Below are 19,073 nucleotides of genomic sequence, written 5' to 3'. Positions count from 1 at the left end.
GACTCCTAATCTAGTAATTCATACTGAATCATACTCACAGCACTTAAAGCAGCTGTTTCAGCTCGTAATATAGTGGGTCCTAAACTAACCTTGTGTCCCCCACAAGATTCCAATAGTTCCATTTCATTTGGACTGTAGCCACCTTCTGGACCAATGCAAATGGCAATGGTATGGTACGCATTAGTTTCCAATTGTGTTTGTAAAATATCTTTGATCGTTTTGTCATCTTCTCGCTCATAGGCGCCTAACAAGAGCATACCCTCATCGGATTGTAATGTTTGCAGTACCTCTGAAAGTGACTGTTCTACCGTCAATGTAGGTACATCAGGGCGACCACATTGTTGACTGGCTTCTATGATAATTTTTTCCCATCTACTTTTCTTGGCGTTTAATTTTTTAGCATCATATTTAGCCACACAATGGACCGAAGATACACCGTAGATATGATGAACGTTTAATTCCGTAGCTTTTTGCAATAAAAACTCGAATTTATCGCCTTTCAAAAAGGATTGAATTAACACTACTTTCGTACCAACTGTAGATATATCAATGGTACGTAATCGTTTCGCCATATATATATCTGATTCCTCAGATAGTAATACATATTCACCTGTATGCCCTTTATGATTGCTCACAATAAAAGGTTCCTCTTTAGAATGGCGCAATACATGAAAGAGATGATGTGCTGTATCTGCAGGTAACTGGATACTTTCATCTATAATGCCATCAATAAATATTTTTTTCATATACTTCCTATCTTATGCCAAGGCAAAGGTATGCCAAGGACCCTCTACCATTTCTTCCATAATAGTCCAGTGGTTAGTAATATACGGCATAATTTCATCATACCGATCGTCCACAATACCACTTATTATTAGTATACCATTATCGTGTAGTTTTTCCCTAATCATAGGCAATAAAATTTTTAGAGGATCTACTGTTAAATTCGCTAGTATAAGATGAGCTTTACCGTGAAAGTCATCACTTAAATTACCATGAATGATGCTTGCCTCAATACCATTATTTTCACAGTTTTCCTTGGCCTGTATAGCTGCTTCTTCTTCTAGGTCGATGCCCACTAGGTTAGGTATCCCTAAATGATGGGCTGCTAGTAATAAAACACCTGTACCAGTACCAATATCTAGGCAAACCTGTTGGCTTAAATCTGTGGGAATACGGTGTATATATTTGCCTAATAAAGTAGCGCAGTTTCTCGTAGTTTCATGGTCCCCTGTGCCAAAAGAAAGCTTTGTATCCACGGTCATGACCACATCTTGTTCTGTAGCGAATGGATCTGTAGTGGCATCATAGCTTTGCCAAGCGGGACAAATCACCAAGTCTGGTAACAATCTCGTAGGCATAATATATTGTTGCCAACTATGATACCATTGCTCATCGTCTACAGTTTTACATTCCATATCTTCATAGAAAATATTAGCATCATGTAATGCTGATTCTAGAATTTGAGTCCATTGGTCCTCATCGTTGTGTTCATCTAAATAGATAGTTACACGAGTTAGGTTGGGATTATCTTCAATTGTTTCTTCTATGTATCCATTACTCTCTATATCATTAAAAATGGCAGCCATTTCATCAATGACTGCCACTTCTACAGTAATGGATATTTCTATCCATTTCATAGATGACTCCTTACTTACCAAGGTTTAATCTTGGCAAAATAACTGTTTCACCTTATCACTTAAATTTTCTAATATGCTTTTGTTTACTTTCAAAGTATTTACATCTTCTTTGTTTTCTGCAGCAAACTCAACTAATAATTGACGTTGTTTATCTGTCAATTTTTTAGGTGTTTCTACAGTGACCACCACGTGTTGATCGCCACGTTGGCTTGGTTGGCGTAAATACGGAACACCTTGTCCTTTAATTCTGAAAGCAGTACCAGTTTGTGTACCTTCAGGGATTTTTAATTCTACTTTACCTTCTAAAGTAGGAACTTGTATAGTAGCACCTAGTGCAGCTTGTGAGAAGGAGATAGTTTGACGGATAACAATATCATTGCCACTACGTTCAAATTCCTTATCTCTAGCTACAGAAATATACACATATAAATCGCCTTTAGGGCCACCTAATGTACCTGGTTCGCCTTCACCGGATACACGCAAACGTGCTCCATCATCAACACCAGCAGGGATTTTGATTTCAATATCACGGCGTTTAATAGCCTGACCTTGGCCACGGCATACCTTACATGGCTTTTCAATTACTTTACCACGACCGCCACAACGAGAGCATGTGCGAACCGTTTGCATGCGACCAAATGGTGTATTTTGAACAACAGCCTCTTGACCAGATCCATGACAATTTGGACATGTCTCTACCTTAGAACCAGGTTCTCCACCAGTACCATGGCAATGATCGCAGTCTTCATGGCGCTGTACATTGACTTTCATCGTTGTGCCAAATACAGCATCACGGAAGGAAATGCGTACGTCTTGGCGTAAATCGGCACCACGTTCTGGACCACGTTGACCACGGCCACCACCGCCGCCAAACATATCAAAGATATTGCCAAAAATATCCTCAAAACCACCAGCACCGCCGAAGCCGCCAAATCCACCGCCACCGAAACCACCGCCAAAGCCACCAGCGGAGTTACCTCCGCCAGCAGTAAAAGCATCATGACCATATTGATCATATTGTGCTTTTTTCGTGTCATCGGACAAGACTTCGTAGGCTTCATTCACTTCTTTAAAGTTCTTTTCTGCCTCTTCAGGATTGTCACGATTTACGTCTGGATGGTATTGACGTGCTTTCTTGCGAAAGGCTTTCTTAATTTCATCTTGGGATGCATTTTTGTTGACGCCAAGGACGTCATAATAATCACGAGCCATTACCTATGTCCCTTCTTATTATTTTTTGTCTTCGTCAACTACAGTGTAGTCAGCGTCTACTACATTATCGTCTTGTTTAGGAGCTTCTTGTCCACCTTGTTCGCCTTGAGCTTGCGCTTGTTCATACATTTTAGAGGACAATTCGTATAAAGGAGCTGTCAATGCTTCACTATCAGCTTTAATTTTTTCAATATCGCCAGACTCAATAGATGCTTTTAATGTTTCTGTCGCTTTTTTAACTGCTTCTAATTGCGCTGCATCAGCTTTGCCTTCGAAGTCTTTCACTGCTTTTTCAGCTTGGTATACCAAGTTATCAGCATTGTTTTTCACTTCAACTTCTTCTTTTTTCGCTTTATCTTCAGCTGCATGTGTTTCAGCTTCTTTTACCATGCGATCAATTTCTTCGTCGCTCAAGCCAGAAGAAGATGTAATTGTGATTGCTTGCTCTTTACCAGTGCCAAGATCTTTTGCTTTTACATTTACGATACCATTCGCATCGATGTTGAAAGTAACTTCGATTTTAGGTACTCCACGAGGAGCTGCTGGGATACCAGACAATTCAAAACGGCCCAATGTTTTATTCGCTGCCGCCATGTCGCGTTCCCCTTGCAATACATGGATATCAACAGAAGGTTGGTTATCTGCTGCTGTGGAGAATACTTGAGATTTAGAAGTAGGAATTGTTGTGTTGCGGTCGATAATACGAGTGAAAATACCACCCATAGTTTCGATACCTAAAGACAATGGAGTTACGTCAAGCAACAATACGTCTTTTACTTCACCTACTAATACACCACCTTGAATAGCAGCACCGATAGCTACACATTCATCAGGATTGATGTTTTTAGTTGGCTCTTTACCTAATTCTCGTTTAATAGCTTCTTGTACTGCTGGAATACGAGTGGAACCACCAACCAATAATACTTTATCGATATCGGATACAGACAAACCAGCATCTTTCATTGCTTTACGAGTAGGTTCGATAGTTGCTTCTACAAGGTCACGAGTCAATTCATCGAATTTAGCACGAGTTAATGTTACGTCTAAATGTTTAGGACCTGTTGCATCAGCTGTGATGAATGGCAAGTTGATTTGTGTACTTGCTACGCCAGACAACTCAATTTTAGCTTTTTCAGCAGCTTCTTTTAAACGTTGATCAGCTAATTTATCGTTGGACAAATCAATACCAGTTTCTTTTTTGAATTCGCTGATTAAATAATCCATAATGCGTTGGTCAAAGTCGTCACCACCTAAATGGTTGTTACCAGATGTTGCCAATACTTCGAACACGCCTTCACCTAATTCAAGGATGGATACGTCGAATGTACCACCACCAAGGTCGAATACAAGGATTTTACCGTCTTCACCTTTGTCTACGCCATATGCCAAAGCAGCTGCTGTAGGTTCGTTGATGATACGTAATACTTCTAAGCCTGCTACAGTGCCAGCGTCTTTTGTTGCTTGACGTTGAGAGTCAGTAAAATATGCAGGAACAGTAATAACTGCTTGTTTTACAGGTTCTCCTAAATGAGCTTCAGCATCAGCTTTAATTTTTTGTAGAATCATAGCAGAGATTTCTTGTGGTGTATAGGATTTACCTTCTACATTCACTTTATAATCTGTGCCCATATGACGTTTAATAGAAATGATTGTGTTTTCAGGGTTAGAAACTGCTTGACGTTTAGCCAATTGACCTACTAAACGTTCGCCATTTTTTGCAAAACCTACTACGGAAGGAGTCGTTCTAGCTCCCTCTTGGTTTGTAATAACAGTTGGTTCGCCGCCTTCCATCACCGCGAAACAAGAATTTGTTGTACCTAAGTCAATACCAATTACTTTTGCCATTTAACATGACCTCCTAATACTTCTTCTAATATATTAATTATAATTATTTATTAATTATCCATTGTGAACTACTTTCACCATGGCTGGACGTACCACACGGCCTTCTACAGTATAGCCAGTTTGTAATACTTCACACACAGTGTCATCTTCCATATCTTCAGCTGGAACACGCATGATAGCTTGATGGAAATTTGGATCAAATGGTTGTCCCACGGCTTCGATGACAGCTAAACCTTGTTTTGAAAGGCTTGCCATTAAGCTTTGTTGAATCATTACAAATCCGTCCATAAAAGCCTTCGTTTCCGGTGTTTCCGGTACTGAAAGTGCTCTTTCAAAGTTATCTAACACAGGGAGTAAATCTTCGATGACGTGCGATTTAACAAACACCCCTAATTGTTCTTTTTCTTGGTTTGTACGACGTCTGAAGTTTTCAAAATCTGCTTGCAAACGCATATATCGTTGCTCCCATTCTTTTGTAGGATCTACTGCTTCAGGAGCATCTTCTTCCAAAACTTCCACTTCAGGAGTGACTGTTTCTTCTTGTTTATTTTCTTCCATACTTCACCTCTTTACAATATTTATTGTTTCCCTTGTAATTCTTCCATGCACTTATTGATATAAGCGAGAATACCCATAATACGTCCATATTCCATCCGTGTAGGCCCTACAATAGCGAGGGTCCCTACTTGATGAGGAACATTGAAACTTGCTTGGATAACGCTGATATCTTTCACCAGTTCGTTAGAGTGACCTATTTTTACATCGATAGGACTACTAGAGTTTGGTGTTAATAGTTGAGTTAACTCATCTTGTTGTTCTAATAACGCTAAGAGTGGTTGGGCCCGTTTTATATCATTAAACTCTGGTTGTTCTAATAAAGATGTAGTCCCTATTGTATAGAATAACTTTCGCTTAGCAATGGCTCGATATAATGTGTCACAGAAAATAACATACGTTGTATCTTGTAAGTCTAAAGTTACCCGCATTTTATCTAAGTTTTCTTGCGTAATATCCTGAATAGATACATCATGAAGTACACTATTGAATCGATGTGCATGCATGGCTAATTCTTCTGTATTGATAGGTTCCGTAAAATAGATTGGTTCATTATCCAAAGCACCTGTATTCGTTACCACCACCATGACTGCTCTATGTTCATCGATAGGAAGAACATGGATATAAGTTATGGTAGATGAATCATGGGCGGGAGCTAAAAACATACTCACATTATGACTAATACGAGAAATAAGCTTTGCTATTTCTACGAAGAAATCATCTAGTTCTTGTTGATGAGCCTGCCATAACTCTTGAATTACAGGAATATCTTCAGCTGCATCGTCTTCAAACCCCTGTAAAGTGTCTACATAGTACTGGTAGCCTTTTGCCGAAGGAATCCGACCTGCTGATGTATGAGGTTGTTCAAGAAAGCCAAGATCTTCTAAATCAGCCATTTCATTTCGTACCGTCGCAGGACTGATACCTAAATCATAATTCTTTGCGATCGTACGAGAACCAACCGGTTCCGCTGTTTTAATGTAATCTTGAATGATAGCACGCAGAATGCGCTCTTTCCTTTCATCCATAGTATCACCTCGTTATTATTAGCACTCACTAAGGTTGAGTGCTAACTACAAGATATATAGTATCACATTTACAACATATGTCAAGTGAAAAATTGGTGAAAGTTCAGTAAATACCGTATTAGTCAAAAAAACAAACTTTTGATTGTTTGGTTTGGTGAGGTATGTCATGGTCTGATTTGGGCAAAGGGAAGAGCACGGCACATTCCTCCACAAACTGATCCTACGGTAGGTTTGCTCCGGAACATGCCGTGTTCTTCTGGGTTCTCATCAATTAGTATATTAACTTGACATACCTCACCAACACATCCAATCTGCTGTGAGTTTGACGTGGATCTTAACATTGTTCTTCTTTTGTTATTCTTAACTAATATATTCATCTGACATATCCCACTATCTCATACACAATTAAGGAGGTTGGGTGCTAAATAATTGTACTTCTAAAGAAATAATAGTATAATATCTGTAGATTGAAAAGGAGGGAACTACAATGCCTATTATAAAATCAAGTACAGATTTAAGAAATAATTATAATGATATTTCTTCGTTCTGTAACGAAACAGGTGAACCAGTATTTGTTACTAAAAACGGTCGAGGCGATCTAGCTGTTATGAGTATAGATTCCTACAATAATCTTATGGCAAGATACGAATTATATCATCTACTTGAAGAAAGTGAAATAGATTTTAAAAATGGTCGTAGTATGACTCTTGAAGATTCTATGAAAAATATAAAAGAGGCACTTACGAATGGAAACTTATAACGTATACGTATCAGATTCCTTTCAAAAAGATCTCATGCAGATTGTTTACTATATAAATCACTCTCTTAGCGCGCCATTTACGGCAGCTAATTTTGTAGAAATAATAGAAAACACACTTTACGACCTTTCTTTAATGCCACATAGATATGTATTGGTTTCTGATCCATATCTAAGAAAAAAAGGCTTTAGAAAGTGTCTTATAAAAAAATACATTCTATTCTTTACAATAGATGAAGATTCTAAATCAATACATGTACATAGAATCCTTCATTCACGACAAAACTGGATGAACTTTCTATAATATATCCATGTATAAAATGCACTTTTCAACGAACCACTACGAAGGAACACATATTATGAAACTTATCACACTACAGCGAGATACGATTGAAAACTTTATACATATCGAGCATACATGTATTCATGATGTTATCAACGAAGAACATCACCATGAATTAGAGCATATATTGGACTATGCAAATCACAGGGAGCAATTACTCTTCATAAAAAAAAGCAGTACACTCCTCCCCAAAGGAGTACGACTGCTGTATATCCCTCACTTGGAAGAACTTGGTATCACTACAGGTGAAACTTCCATATCATTAGAATGGACTGGACTTGAAGAAGATACGTTATACATCATACAAGATGAAGAACCACTTAAACTACGTATTACGAATCCAAAAGCTGGGGTGTTTTATAAAACTCTCGCATAAAATACTTCTTCGATACTATTCAATGCATCATTCAAAATAAATACAAAAGACCAGTACAAGACATCAAGCATGTAACTTGTACTGGTCTTTTTATGTATTATGGTACTCATAATTTCCTGAGGAACGCCATTAAGCGTAGCAGATCTCCTGGCACTCGTTATTACCTAAATCACAGAAACATAAGAAAAGTGCGATATGTTCCGAACAAATAACACGTCCTTCCCCCTCTGAGGAATGCCATTATGCGTAGCAGATCTTCTGGCACTCGTTATTACCTAAATCACAGAAACATAAGAAAAGCGCGACATGTTCCGGAACAAACCTACCGTAGGATCAGTTTGTGGAGGAATATGTCGCGCTCTTCTCTTTGCTTAGTTAACCACTAGCCACAAGATTGCATAGCATCACAAGTGACTACTCGAATGGATTCCCCAATCGTTGTAACACATGCTCAAACTTCTCTTTTGGCTTCGCATTAGTGCTATACCATTCTAAGAGCTCCGTGATTTTTTGTTCTGCTTCTTCTGGGGATAGTCCTTCTAGCAAGGTAATTGCTTTTCGAGGCAAGGCGCCGCTTGTGCCACCTGCTACTAAGGTAAAGCCATTTGGTTTTCCCACTAGACCGATATCTTTAATCATGGATTCAGCACAGCATCGTGGGCAACCGCTGATGCCGATGCGAATTTTGTTCGGCATATCTTTGCCGTAATGTTTTTGGTCTACCATGGTCGCCATCGGAATGGTTTCCATAAAGGCATGGCTACATCCATCTGTACCTCGGCATGCCACGATGGAGTTCACCGATTTATGTTGTACTTGCACCACTCCATCTGGTAAGTGCTCCAAGATGGATTCTTTTTGTTCTTTTGTAATATCATAAATTTGAATGCCTGTAGGAACGATACGGAACTTTCCATTATGTTCTTTCGCTAGGCTAAAAATTGCCTCCATTTGTTCGTATGTGAACTCACTGAATAAGGCATGTAAAATAACTGCTGTTTTCATAAAACTCTCCTAAATTAACTGTATGGGCGTACATTCCTACTTAGGACGTAAGGAACTGACTAAACACATAATTGCCGTGCTTGGCCCCTTCCTTAGTGAGACGATAAGCATCATCTTCATAAACAAGCAATTGTTTACGCATTAGATCTGCAATAACAGATCCATATATATTGTGAAAGTCTAAATTAAATCGACCTTCAAACAAACTAAGTTCTAACCCCCACTTCGTACGCAACGCAAGAAAGCAAAAATCTTCATAGTCACGAGGGCTCGTGATGATTTCTTCCTCTATGCAAGGACTTTCACCCATTTCAATCTTATGGATGTAAGGCACCACGTAAGGGGTATTCTGAAAGCGCCGATTCCCCACATAGGAATGGGCACCGGCACCAAAGCCGATGTAATCAGCACCATGCCAGTATTTGATATTATGACGACTGAAAGCCCCATCTTTACCAAAACTAGCAACTTCATATCTATCGAACATCTGTTTTTCTAACCCTTCCATAAGGTAGTCGTACATCTGTTCGCACATATCTTCAGACGGTAATATGACCGAATGGTCCATGACTTGGCGATGCAATAAAGTACTAGGTTCCACTTGCAGGCCATAGATAGAGATATGATTTATGGGCAAAGACTGAATGACTTCTAGATTATAAGAAACGTCATCCAATGTTTGTTCCGGTAATCCATAAATCTGATCAATACTAATATTGCGGAAGCCTACCTCATGGGCATCTAGAACAGCTTGCTGTGCCATCTTTGCCGTATGAGTACGGTGCAATACACGCAAATGGTCATCACGAAATGTTTGCACACCAAAACTGATACGGTTGATGCCAAGCTCATATAAGTGTCGCAAGTATTGTGTATCTACTTCACCAGGGTTTGCCTCAATGGTAACTTCCACATCGCTGCTAATAGTGTAATGTTTGTACACCGTATCTAATATACGACTTAGTTCCTTAATGGACAACACCGTCGGTGTTCCACCGCCGAAGTAAATCGTATCGAAGGGCTCTGTTCCTAACAGGGACTGACTAGATTCAATCTCTTGGCGCAACGCATAGGCGTACACATCAAAATAGTCTTCTAATCCTTGGTACGAAGGGAAATCACAGTAGGTACACTTTTGACGGCAAAAGGGAATGTGGATATACATTCCCCTGTGACCTACTGGAATACGAGTTGTATGCATTAGTTTTCTACTTTCAAAATCGCCATGAATGCCTCTTGTGGAATCTCTACAGACCCTACAGCTTTCATCCGTTTTTTACCTTCTTTTTGTTTTTCTAGCAATTTACGTTTACGGGAAATATCACCGCCGTAACATTTTGCCAATACGTCTTTACGCCATGCTTTTACCGTTTCACGAGCTACAATTTTTGTGCCTACTGCCGCTTGGATTGGAATTTCAAAGTTTTGACGAGGAATCAATTCTTTTAATTTCTCAGCGAGGGCACGGCCACGTAATTGAGCGCGATCTTTGTGAACGATAATACTCAAGGCATCGACAGGATCTCCATTTAGCAAGATATCCATTTTCACCATTGGAGATTGTTGGTAGCCAATCAATTCGTAATCCAAGGATGCATAGCCTTTCGTAGCAGATTTCAATTTATCAAAGTAATCGTAAATGATTTCCCCTAATGGCAAATGATACACGATGGATACACGGCTTTCATCAATATATTCCATACTGATGTATTCCCCACGTTTGTCCTGTGAAAGTTCCATAATGGCCCCTACATAATCTTTAGGAACGATAGTGGTTGCCTTTACATATGGCTCTTCTACATAGTCAATTTCAGTTGGTGGCGGTAATTTGGCAGGGTTATCCACTTCGATGACTTCCCCATTTGTTTTGTATACCTTATAGTTTACACTTGGAGCCGTCGTAATCAAGGATAGATTATACTCCCGTTCCAATCGTTCTTGGATAACGTCCATGTGTAACAAACCAAGGAAACCGCAACGGAATCCAAAGCCTAATGCCAAGGATGTTTCTGCTTCGTATTCTAAAGCAGCATCGTTTAGGTTTAGTTTTTCTAAGGCATCACGTAAGTTTTCATAATCTTTGGAATCTGTTGGGTAAAGACCACAATATACCATGGACACAGCTTTACGGTAACCTGGTAATGGTTCTTCCGCTGGATTATCGGCTTTTGTGATGGTATCCCCTACACGGCAGTCACGAACGTTTTTAATACTTGCTGCTACACAGCCTACAGAGCCACATGGTAATTCTTGGACTGGTAATAAATGCGGTGTAAATACGCCTAATTCAGTGACCTCAAAATCCTTAGAACTGTGCATCATACGGATGGTATCTTTTACTTTCAAAGACCCTTCTTGCACACGCACGTATGCAATGGCACCTTTGTAGGAGTCAAAGCGAGAGTCAAAAATTAAGGCACGTGCTGGTTTATCAGAATGATCTGGTGGAGCAGGAATTTTTTCTACAATCGCTTCTAATATATCCTGAATACCAATGCCAGACTTAGCACTGGCCAAAATTGCGTCAGATGCATCTAAGCCGATAACGTCTTCGATTTCACGTTTTACACGTTCAGGATCTGCGCTTGGCAAATCAATTTTATTAATGACAGGAATGATTTCCAAATCATGTTCCAATGCTAAATACACATTGGCCAAAGTTTGCGCCTCTACACCTTGTGCAGCATCCACCACCAACAAAGCCCCTTCACAAGCTGCCAAGGAACGGGATACTTCATAACTGAAGTCCACATGACCCGGTGTGTCGATTAAATTTAATGTGTACTCTTGCCCATCCTTTGCGGTGTGCAATAAACGAACGGATTGGGCTTTAATCGTAATGCCCCGTTCCCGTTCTAGGTCCATAGAGTCTAAGACTTGGGCTTGCATTTCTCGTTTCGTCAAAGACCCAGTTTCTTCGATTAAACGATCCGCCAGCGTGGACTTACCATGGTCAATATGAGCAATGATACAAAAATTACGAATATGTGATGTACTCATGACTTCCCTTTCTAACAAACAATATCTATTACACCACCACCGAGAACTCGACTTCCTTCGTAGAATACGACGGATTGCCCCGGTGTAATGGCGCGTTGTGGTTCCGTAAATTCAACTTTCATAGTACCGTCCTCTGTGAAAGTAACAGTACATGGTGATGGTTTCGCAGCATACCGAATCTTACCTTCCGCTTGCAATGATGTGGGCACAACTCCATCTAGGAAGTTATAGTTTTTACACAACATCGTGCGAGAGAATAAACTTTCATTAGGACCAACGATAACCTCATTTGTTTCGCCATCTAATTTCACAACATAGAGAGGGTATGCATAGGCAATACCCAAGCCCTTACGTTGTCCAATTGTATAATTGTATAATCCATTATGCGTACCCAACACTTCACCATTTTCATGGACAATACGCCCTGATTTAGGTTTCGATTTCGATGTTTTTTCGATGAACCCTTGGTAATTGTGATTCGGCAAGAAACAGATATCTAAGCTATCTGGTTTATCCCATACAGGCAATTCTTTTTCATGAGCCATTTCGCGAGTTTTCGTTTTTGGTTGATTCCCCAAAGGAAAGACTAAATGTTTTAAAATATCTTGGGTTAACGTGTACAATACATAACTTTGATCCTTTGTTGGATCGTCACCTTTATGTAATTCATACCGCTGTGCTGCCTCATTGTACATAACCTGCGCATAATGACCTGTCACCATGTGTGTAGCCCCTAAGGATAAGGCACGCTGTAATAGCAAATCGAATTTAATATTGCGATTACAGAACACGCATGGATTCGGTGTACGACCATTGGAATATTCCGTGATAAAGTAATCTACTACATTATCTTTGAAAATATCTTTCGCATCTACTACATGATGTTCAATGCCAAGAAAATCGCACATCTTCTTCGCATCCACCACAGCTTGGGGAATTTCGTCTTCCTCCGTGTCGCTGACCCACAAACGCAAGGTAATACCAAATACCTTATACCCCTGTTCTAATAACATTGAAGCGGTTAAAGAACTATCTACGCCACCGCTCATAGCTACTGCATATACTTTGTCCATATTATCTCCTACCATCAAATTGATACATCAAAACAGATTGAAAGTCTGAAGATGTATAATTGAACAAAAAATTATACTTATACATATCACTATATTATAACGTACTTTCTAGGTATATTACAAGAATCTGGGGAATATAAAAGCCTATAGACCCTCTGATTGTTCTATAGGCATATTCTGTGTATTAAAATTTTGCATATTCATTTTCTGGTACAATATTCGCTAACTTATCTTCAGGCAAGTTAGGACTCTTAATGCCTAGTTTCTCATAGGACCATAGGTCAAAGAGTTCATTCTCATATGCTTGTTCTGCTAATACATCGTAACCAAAGTTATTGGAAATATGCAGTTCTTCATCTAACATATAGGAGAACACCGTCCACGGTTCAAGGTGACATGCAATAAATGCATTTCGCATATAATTCGACCACAACGCCATTTGTTCCATCGTAGCATCATAAGTAGTCTTAGAAACTACGTTACGGTCTATCATTTCCTCAAAAGTGAGGTATTCACCATCGACAATGATATACCCTAGTTGACGACATACGGTTCCATCATTCTCTACATATAGGTATACTCGATGAAATGTACCTGGCAAGATAGAATACAAAATATCGTAACTATTTTGAAGATATTGTGGAATTAAATCGTGGATATCTTCTCCTGTAAATTCTATAGCTGGATCTACATCAACCATTTCCTCTACCTCCTCTTCAATAAACTGAGACATGTCTATGTGCATAGTCCCTGTGATGCATCCCTCGTGCGGTGCTATTGCATACGTATGCAATGGTTCTCCATCTGGGGAGAAATATCTTTTTTCCCAAGCTTCTACTAAAGCTAGCTCATCAGTAAAATTATCTTCTGTGACATTGTCATATACATAAGAGAGTTCACCAGTAGAAATATTAAATATACAATCTAAGGATGTATATTTTTTTCCTAAAATTGTATGCATACTATTAAACTCATCAGTCCAGTCCCAATAAAGAGCTGCCACTCTAAAATCATTAATACCAGCAAATTTTGATTGTATATTTCGTTCTTTAATCCATGTATTATCCGCATACTCAATATAGATATTTAATCTTTCCTTATTGCCAATTGTATCCAAATGAAAATACATGTTTTTACATTCCTTAGAAATAAAATCTCTTAAATAAAGAGGCTTTTTCTTTATTATATTATTCAAAATATCAACTAAATCAATAGATTTAATCCTATTCTTGAGCACTTTTTCTGGTGTGATATTTTGTTTCTTCACCAAACTAGATGCTTCATAGTCCCAAAAAACACGACATTTATACCCTATCTTTCTATACTGCCAGATTACTCTTGGTGTAGAGAAATATTCATACTCTAGTGGAAGTTCATGATAATATATTTGACTGTTTCCATCAGAGTCCAGTTCTAACTCAACAAACTCCAAAAGATAATCCTCTTCATTCGCTATACTACTATAAGCACTGTGTGCTATTTCTCCTAATTTTAGCCCTAAATCTGAAATGTTTTTTCTAGTATAGTTAGAAATTATAAATAAATCATTTTCAACTATAAAAGAATCATCATTATATACGACTATAAAACTGCTCGTATATGATATTGAGCTTACTTCAGCATAAACTAATATCTTTGACCAATTGCCAGGGATACATGTATCGCCTAGTTCTCTAGTTGCCTGTATTAATTTTTTTTCCATCAGCAACTTTTTTTCTTCTGCAAACATTATGAGCCTCCATTTAAAAAGCTTTCTGTCCCTTTTTCTTTATCAATAACATAATTTATATTAAATTTTTTTGGTCTTTTATTTGCTCCATCATATACTATATCTATCGTTACTTGCACTTCCTTTCCTTCTTTCAATGCTTTTTGCCATTGATTTTCTACTTTTTTGTATTTACTAGTATTCACAATCTTATCCATAGCAACTAGATTATCTAATTCTCCTGAGCCACCAAAGATTCGAGCTATCAGATATCCACCTTCATTACCTAGCAATCGGTCATCATCTGCATTTAATTGGTCTCCTTTATTTCTCCATTCCTTTTCCTATATTCTTTAACTAAAGAATTATTTAATTCCCGGAGACCTTGTGTTACTTTTTTTCCATCCTTGTAACCATAAGGGTATTTTTCTATAATCGATAAATGTTCTTCAACATCCTTCACTTCTTTATACAACAAATAAAAGGTATCTAGATCTTCATCATCCATATCTTCAAAATTTGTAAAAAAAATAATATTATCTAAATACCCATATCTCAGGTCCTCAATACTTGAATAAAATGAACCTCTTCCTTCTACATCAGCAATATAATTTTTTTCATATTCCACATTTAAGACTTTAATAATATGTATACCTAACCCTAATTTTATCTTTGTATATCCTGATACTCCATACGTATATAAATAATCACCTTTTACAATATACCTATACATCTTGTTTTCTATAGTAAGATTATTAAAGTAATCTCTTAATTCATAGAAATAGGTTATCTCATATCGAAAAAACGTTTTTATATCCATATACCGATGAATATTAATATATAGATAGAGTGGACCTATTATCGCCACAATTATTAAAAACCATACACATGCTTTGCGCATACTACATCACCTGCTAAAAATATAAAATTAGAATATGTAAAAGATAGATAGTTCAGTTATTTTTTATAACATTTACGGAAATAATTGGAAACTATCTTCAAATGTAGGTTCAACTCTCCAATCTATATTTCGTGACTTTAAGTATTCATCACAATATATAATACTTTCATAAAATCATCTATTAAAAACTTCCTAATTTCTCACTGATCTTTATCTATATTTACATCATATCATATTGATAAACTAATTTAGAATAGGTAACCCATATGTGTGCCCCTTTTCAGCTACTATGTCTTAATACATAAAAAACCACCTACTTATGTAGGTGGTTATTCTACTTCTCGGTGGGTGTCGCTTACCCCACATCTCAATCCTATTTCTAGTTGTGTAGAGGCCACAAATTTTCTACCTCGAGAAGTTCTTATACCTATTCTACTAAAAATATTAGTAATTTGTAAAGCTCTTTAAATAAATTATGCTGAAAATACCCGATATAATTCTTATCAATAAAACTTCAAGTTAAATTAATCAATACCATATAATGCTTGCTTCATCCTTGCAATCATTATTTGCAATCATTTCTTTGACTTTTATTAAAGCTTTGAAAAAAAATAATTCCGGATAGATTGGATCTAAGCATTCAACCGTAAAGTTGAGAGTTGTTTTATCTACTGAAAATGTCCCATAATCTGTTCCATTATTGGGATAATAATTATATTTTACGGTATTCACTGTTTCATATTGTTTTTGTAGTCTTACCATTCTGTATAAACCTTATTATATTTTAGAATTGTGTAATGTTATAATTTTTTAGGTATTAATATATTCAATCATTTATTAAAGCAACAATAAATAATTAGACTTTTCGCAGTTCATCTTCTAATTCTTTTAACTTTTCTCTTGCTTTATTAATATCTTGTTTTACTAAGTTGGCAAATGCTTTAACTACTTCCCATTCATCTTCGTGCAATCGGATTTGATGACCTTGTCTAGCCTCGCTATATCCTTTACGCCACCCAACCTTGCGACCTGCACCTTCTCGTGTTCCACCTCTAGGCATCCTTATCTCCCCCTAACAGTTTAGTTATGATTGTAATTACATAGCTAACAACAAAGCCATTAATCCAGGAGCTCCAATCTAACCCTGTATAAATTTTAGCAATAAATACAGCAATCGCTAATACTACGTACACTTTCAATATAATTTTTCATACCTATCAACTCTAAAATTCCTTTCATAGTTAATCTATGTCATTTTATGATTACTTTTATTATACCACTTTACCGAAAAAAGTTTATATAGATAAAGATTATTTTTAATCCTCTGCATAATCACCTATTTTAATCCTCCTTAGCATATTGATAACTAAATTAGAATGAGTAGTCTTATGTGTGTCCTTTTTCATATTACTATGTCTTAATACATAAAAAACCACCTACCTAAGTAAGTGGTTAGTATCCAAATTGTTTACACAATGCATCAAGTAACTCTTGATATTCTTTATCTTCTGCTAGCATTCTACAAAATTCATCTGCACTTGCAAAATAGGCTTCTTTTGTCTCCCATGTTATCACTGGCTCTGGATTGTTTTTAAAGTCATCAAGATAATCATATTTTATCTTTTCTTTTTGCAATTTGTTCGACATATGTTAACACTCCTTTATTTTGTAAATTTATAAAGGCTGCTCTGACAATTTTGAGGCTCCCATATCAGATTATTTTTCTATTTTATTATATAAAGTATCAAATATTTTTACAACATGCCGTTTATTCCCTTTAATATTCTCACTGTAAAATCACCCATAGGCCATTGCCTAGAGTGCTATTACAGATTATATTTTATTTATTGATTAGTTCTACATTTGTGTATCGACAAGTCTCTTAACCTTTCTTGACTTCTTCTTCTCTTTTCTTGACCTCTTCTTGTTTTTCTTTTTATAAGAAAATCCCAAACTTTTAAATAAATTTTCTGTCCATTCTTTCAACTCTTCATTTGAATCAACCAGTTTTTCAAATTCCTCAATCTCTTTATGATACAAATGAACTGTTTCTAATGTATAAAACGGTGTTGGCTCGTTTTCCCAATCATCTAAATAGTCATATAAATCATCATTTCTTTCGTTTATCTGCGACATATGATCCCCCCTTACCAAATATTGTTATCAATGTCTTCTCAACGATATATGTCTTATCTTTCCTATTATTTATCTACTCATACAAATTATAAGTTATATCAAATGTTGGGGCAAGAGGTTTTCGTCTAATTTAAACTCACCATAGAAAATACGTCATTTGTAACAAAAACCACCTACCTAAGTAAGTGGTTTCATTATTTATCCTCTATGTTTCAATATTTCCTCAGCAGCCCCCAAGATTCCTAGCATGGAGTGCTCAAATACAAGTCCCCCTTGCATAAAGATGGTATACGGTGGTCGTACTGGTCCGTCTGCGCTTAGTTCGATGGAAGATCCTTGTACAAAAGTTCCACCAGCCATAATAATTTTATCTTCGTATCCAGGCATATCTCCTGGAATAGGATGTACATGGGCATCTACAGGGCTATAGGCTTGCATGCCACGGCAGAAGTATTCCATTTCTTCTGGTCCATGTAGGTTAATGGCTTGGATTAAGTCAAAGCGAGGAGCATCAACTTTTGGAAATACGTCATATCCCAATAAGGTTCCCACTGCCGCTGTATAGACCGCTCCTTTCAAGGCTTGTAATACCACATGAGGTGCTAAGAATAGTCCTTGGAAGAATAGGCGATATCCTGGTGCATAGGATCCCATATGGTCCCCCAAGCCTGGAGCCGTTAACTGATACCCCACTTGTTCCACTAGGTCATCTCGACCTACTACGTAACCACCCGTAGGAGCAATACCGCCACCTGCATTTTTAATGAGGGAGCCTGCCATAATATCTGCCCCTACTTCTAGAGGCTCTCTAGTTTCTGTAAATTCACCATAACAATTATCCACAAAGGTTATAGTTTCAGGATTTACTTCTTTTACAGCGTTCACAATGATACCAATATCTTCCACAGATAAAGGTTCACGGGTGCTATATCCTCTAGAACGTTGGATTACCACTACACGAGTGTCTTTTGTAACAGCTTGGCGAATGCCCTCTAAATCGTAGGTATTATTCACCAAAGGAACTTCTTTATAGATGAACCCTTGCTCTGTTAATGATCCTGGCACATGGCGTGAAGCACCAATGACGGATTGCATCGTATCGTATGGTTGCCCTACGGCATAAACAAACTCGTTCCCTTTCGATCCATTCCCCAAGATAGCCTGTAATGTGGTGGCTAATGCATGGGTGCCGGACACGAAATGAGGGCGCACGATGGCACGCTCTCCTTTAAACACGTGAGCGAACACTTCATCTAGTTTTTCACGACCCACATCATTATAGCCATAACCACTGGTGCCATTAAAATGATAATCTGAAAGTTGGCATTCTTTAAATGCTTCCAGTACTTTTTTTGTATTATATAACGCTACAGGCTCAAATTTTTTGAACTCTTTTTCAGCTAGCTCAAGAGCCTGTTGACGGATTTCTTCTAAAGTCATTCTATTCCTTTCTATATATAGCAAACTAGTTTTGATACATAATCCTCATAAGTT

21 protein-coding genes are annotated in these 19,073 nt (G+C 37.6%); 3 read left to right on the top strand and 18 right to left on the bottom strand.

All coding sequences use genetic code 11. From position 1 onward, the window contains the following. Nucleotides 1-5: 5 nt before the first annotated feature. From EO115_RS01485 to hrcA, 6 genes are read right to left on the bottom strand one after another with little or no spacing between them, the layout of a single operon-like run. A complete protein-coding gene (locus EO115_RS01485; RefSeq protein WP_126937227.1) occupies nt 6-746 on the bottom strand; it encodes a 16S rRNA (uracil(1498)-N(3))-methyltransferase in 741 nt (246 codons plus the stop codon). 12 nt (nt 747-758) lie between these two features. Next, on the bottom strand, nt 759-1,640 hold the full coding sequence (locus EO115_RS01480; RefSeq protein ID WP_126937226.1) for a 50S ribosomal protein L11 methyltransferase: 882 nt from the start codon (nt 1,638-1,640) through the stop codon (nt 759-761). Nucleotides 1,641-1,664: 24 nt separating this feature from the next. Beyond that, the gene (gene dnaJ, locus EO115_RS01475) at nt 1,665-2,852 is read right to left on the bottom strand and encodes a molecular chaperone DnaJ (RefSeq protein WP_126937225.1); all 1,188 of its coding nucleotides are present in this window, start codon (nt 2,850-2,852) and stop codon (nt 1,665-1,667) included. An 18-nt stretch (nt 2,853-2,870) separates the two neighbouring features. After that, nucleotides 2,871-4,697 carry a molecular chaperone DnaK gene (dnaK, locus tag EO115_RS01470; RefSeq protein ID WP_126937224.1) on the bottom strand — a complete coding sequence of 609 codons (1,827 nt, stop codon included), beginning with the start codon at nt 4,695-4,697 and terminating at the stop codon, nt 2,871-2,873. Between the two features lie 54 nt (nt 4,698-4,751). Further along, nucleotides 4,752-5,255, bottom strand: coding sequence for a nucleotide exchange factor GrpE (grpE, locus tag EO115_RS01465; RefSeq protein ID WP_126937223.1), 504 nt, complete (start codon nt 5,253-5,255; stop codon nt 4,752-4,754). Nucleotides 5,256-5,275: 20 nt separating this feature from the next. Next, on the bottom strand, nt 5,276-6,280 hold the full coding sequence (gene hrcA, locus EO115_RS01460) for a heat-inducible transcriptional repressor HrcA (protein WP_126937222.1): 1,005 nt from the start codon (nt 6,278-6,280) through the stop codon (nt 5,276-5,278). A 487-nt stretch (nt 6,281-6,767) separates the two neighbouring features. On the opposite strand from hrcA, the gene EO115_RS01455 reads away from it, so the two are divergent. From EO115_RS01455 to EO115_RS01445, 3 genes are read left to right on the top strand one after another with little or no spacing between them, the layout of a single operon-like run. After that, on the top strand, nt 6,768-7,040 hold the full coding sequence (locus tag EO115_RS01455; protein WP_126937221.1) for a type II toxin-antitoxin system Phd/YefM family antitoxin: 273 nt from the start codon (nt 6,768-6,770) through the stop codon (nt 7,038-7,040). Further along, nucleotides 7,027-7,341: a type II toxin-antitoxin system RelE/ParE family toxin gene (locus EO115_RS08545; protein ID WP_126937220.1), complete on the top strand. Its 315-nt coding sequence runs from the start codon at nt 7,027-7,029 to the stop codon at nt 7,339-7,341. Before EO115_RS01455 ends, EO115_RS08545 begins: the two co-directional genes overlap by 14 nt. Nucleotides 7,342-7,396: 55 nt before the next feature. Next, nucleotides 7,397-7,756, top strand: a complete 360-nt coding sequence (locus EO115_RS01445) for a hypothetical protein (protein ID WP_126937219.1) — start codon at nt 7,397-7,399, stop codon at nt 7,754-7,756. Nucleotides 7,757-8,170: 414 nt separating this feature from the next. Here EO115_RS01445 and EO115_RS01440 read toward each other — a convergent pair whose 3' ends face one another. The 12 genes from EO115_RS01440 to EO115_RS01390 all read right to left on the bottom strand — a co-directional run bounded on the left by EO115_RS01440 (nt 8,171) and on the right by EO115_RS01390 (nt 19,019). Continuing rightward, on the bottom strand, nt 8,171-8,761 hold the full coding sequence (locus EO115_RS01440; protein WP_126937218.1) for a nitrite reductase: 591 nt from the start codon (nt 8,759-8,761) through the stop codon (nt 8,171-8,173). 40 nt (nt 8,762-8,801) lie between these two features. Beyond that, on the bottom strand, nt 8,802-9,962 hold the full coding sequence (gene hemW, locus EO115_RS01435; protein WP_164724025.1) for a radical SAM family heme chaperone HemW: 1,161 nt from the start codon (nt 9,960-9,962) through the stop codon (nt 8,802-8,804). Then, nucleotides 9,962-11,761 carry a translation elongation factor 4 gene (gene lepA / locus EO115_RS01430; RefSeq protein WP_062403449.1) on the bottom strand — a complete coding sequence of 600 codons (1,800 nt, stop codon included), beginning with the start codon at nt 11,759-11,761 and terminating at the stop codon, nt 9,962-9,964. The genes hemW and lepA overlap by 1 nt, the downstream gene beginning before the upstream one ends. A gap of 11 nt (nt 11,762-11,772) precedes the next feature. Further along, nucleotides 11,773-12,834: a tRNA 2-thiouridine(34) synthase MnmA gene (mnmA, locus tag EO115_RS01425; protein ID WP_062402723.1), complete on the bottom strand. Its 1,062-nt coding sequence runs from the start codon at nt 12,832-12,834 to the stop codon at nt 11,773-11,775. A 184-nt stretch (nt 12,835-13,018) separates the two neighbouring features. Further along, nucleotides 13,019-14,563 carry an immunity protein YezG family protein gene (locus EO115_RS01420; protein ID WP_126937217.1) on the bottom strand — a complete coding sequence of 515 codons (1,545 nt, stop codon included), beginning with the start codon at nt 14,561-14,563 and terminating at the stop codon, nt 13,019-13,021. Next, complete coding sequence (locus EO115_RS01415) at nt 14,563-14,835, bottom strand: DNA/RNA non-specific endonuclease (protein WP_126937216.1); 273 nt, start codon at nt 14,833-14,835, stop codon at nt 14,563-14,565. Before EO115_RS01415 ends, EO115_RS01420 begins: the two co-directional genes overlap by 1 nt. 17 nt (nt 14,836-14,852) lie before the next feature. Continuing rightward, nucleotides 14,853-15,443 (bottom strand): hypothetical protein, encoded by a 591-nt coding sequence (locus EO115_RS01410; protein WP_126937215.1) that lies wholly within the window; start codon nt 15,441-15,443, stop codon nt 14,853-14,855. An 856-nt stretch (nt 15,444-16,299) separates the two neighbouring features. Further along, nucleotides 16,300-16,503, bottom strand: a complete 204-nt coding sequence (locus EO115_RS01405; protein WP_062402683.1) for a hypothetical protein — start codon at nt 16,501-16,503, stop codon at nt 16,300-16,302. After that, entirely contained in the window at nt 16,496-16,636 is a 141-nt protein-coding gene (locus EO115_RS08360) for a hypothetical protein (protein WP_164724024.1), read from the bottom strand. The genes EO115_RS01405 and EO115_RS08360 overlap by 8 nt, the downstream gene beginning before the upstream one ends. A 259-nt stretch (nt 16,637-16,895) precedes the next feature. Beyond that, nucleotides 16,896-17,090 (bottom strand): hypothetical protein, encoded by a 195-nt coding sequence (locus EO115_RS01400; protein WP_062402681.1) that lies wholly within the window; start codon nt 17,088-17,090, stop codon nt 16,896-16,898. Nucleotides 17,091-17,300: 210 nt separating this feature from the next. Then, on the bottom strand, nt 17,301-17,579 hold the full coding sequence (locus EO115_RS01395) for a hypothetical protein (RefSeq protein WP_126937214.1): 279 nt from the start codon (nt 17,577-17,579) through the stop codon (nt 17,301-17,303). A 198-nt stretch (nt 17,580-17,777) separates the two neighbouring features. Continuing rightward, complete coding sequence (locus tag EO115_RS01390) at nt 17,778-19,019, bottom strand: methionine gamma-lyase family protein (RefSeq protein WP_126937213.1); 1,242 nt, start codon at nt 19,017-19,019, stop codon at nt 17,778-17,780. Between the last annotated feature and the right edge of the window lie 54 nt (nt 19,020-19,073).

It is taken from the genome of Veillonella sp. CHU740, assembly GCF_003992055.1.
Taxonomy (GTDB): Bacteria; Bacillota; Negativicutes; order Veillonellales; family Veillonellaceae; genus F0422.
The sequence above is the reverse complement of the archived record's forward strand: the minus strand, read 5'-3'. Positions and strand labels throughout refer to the sequence as shown.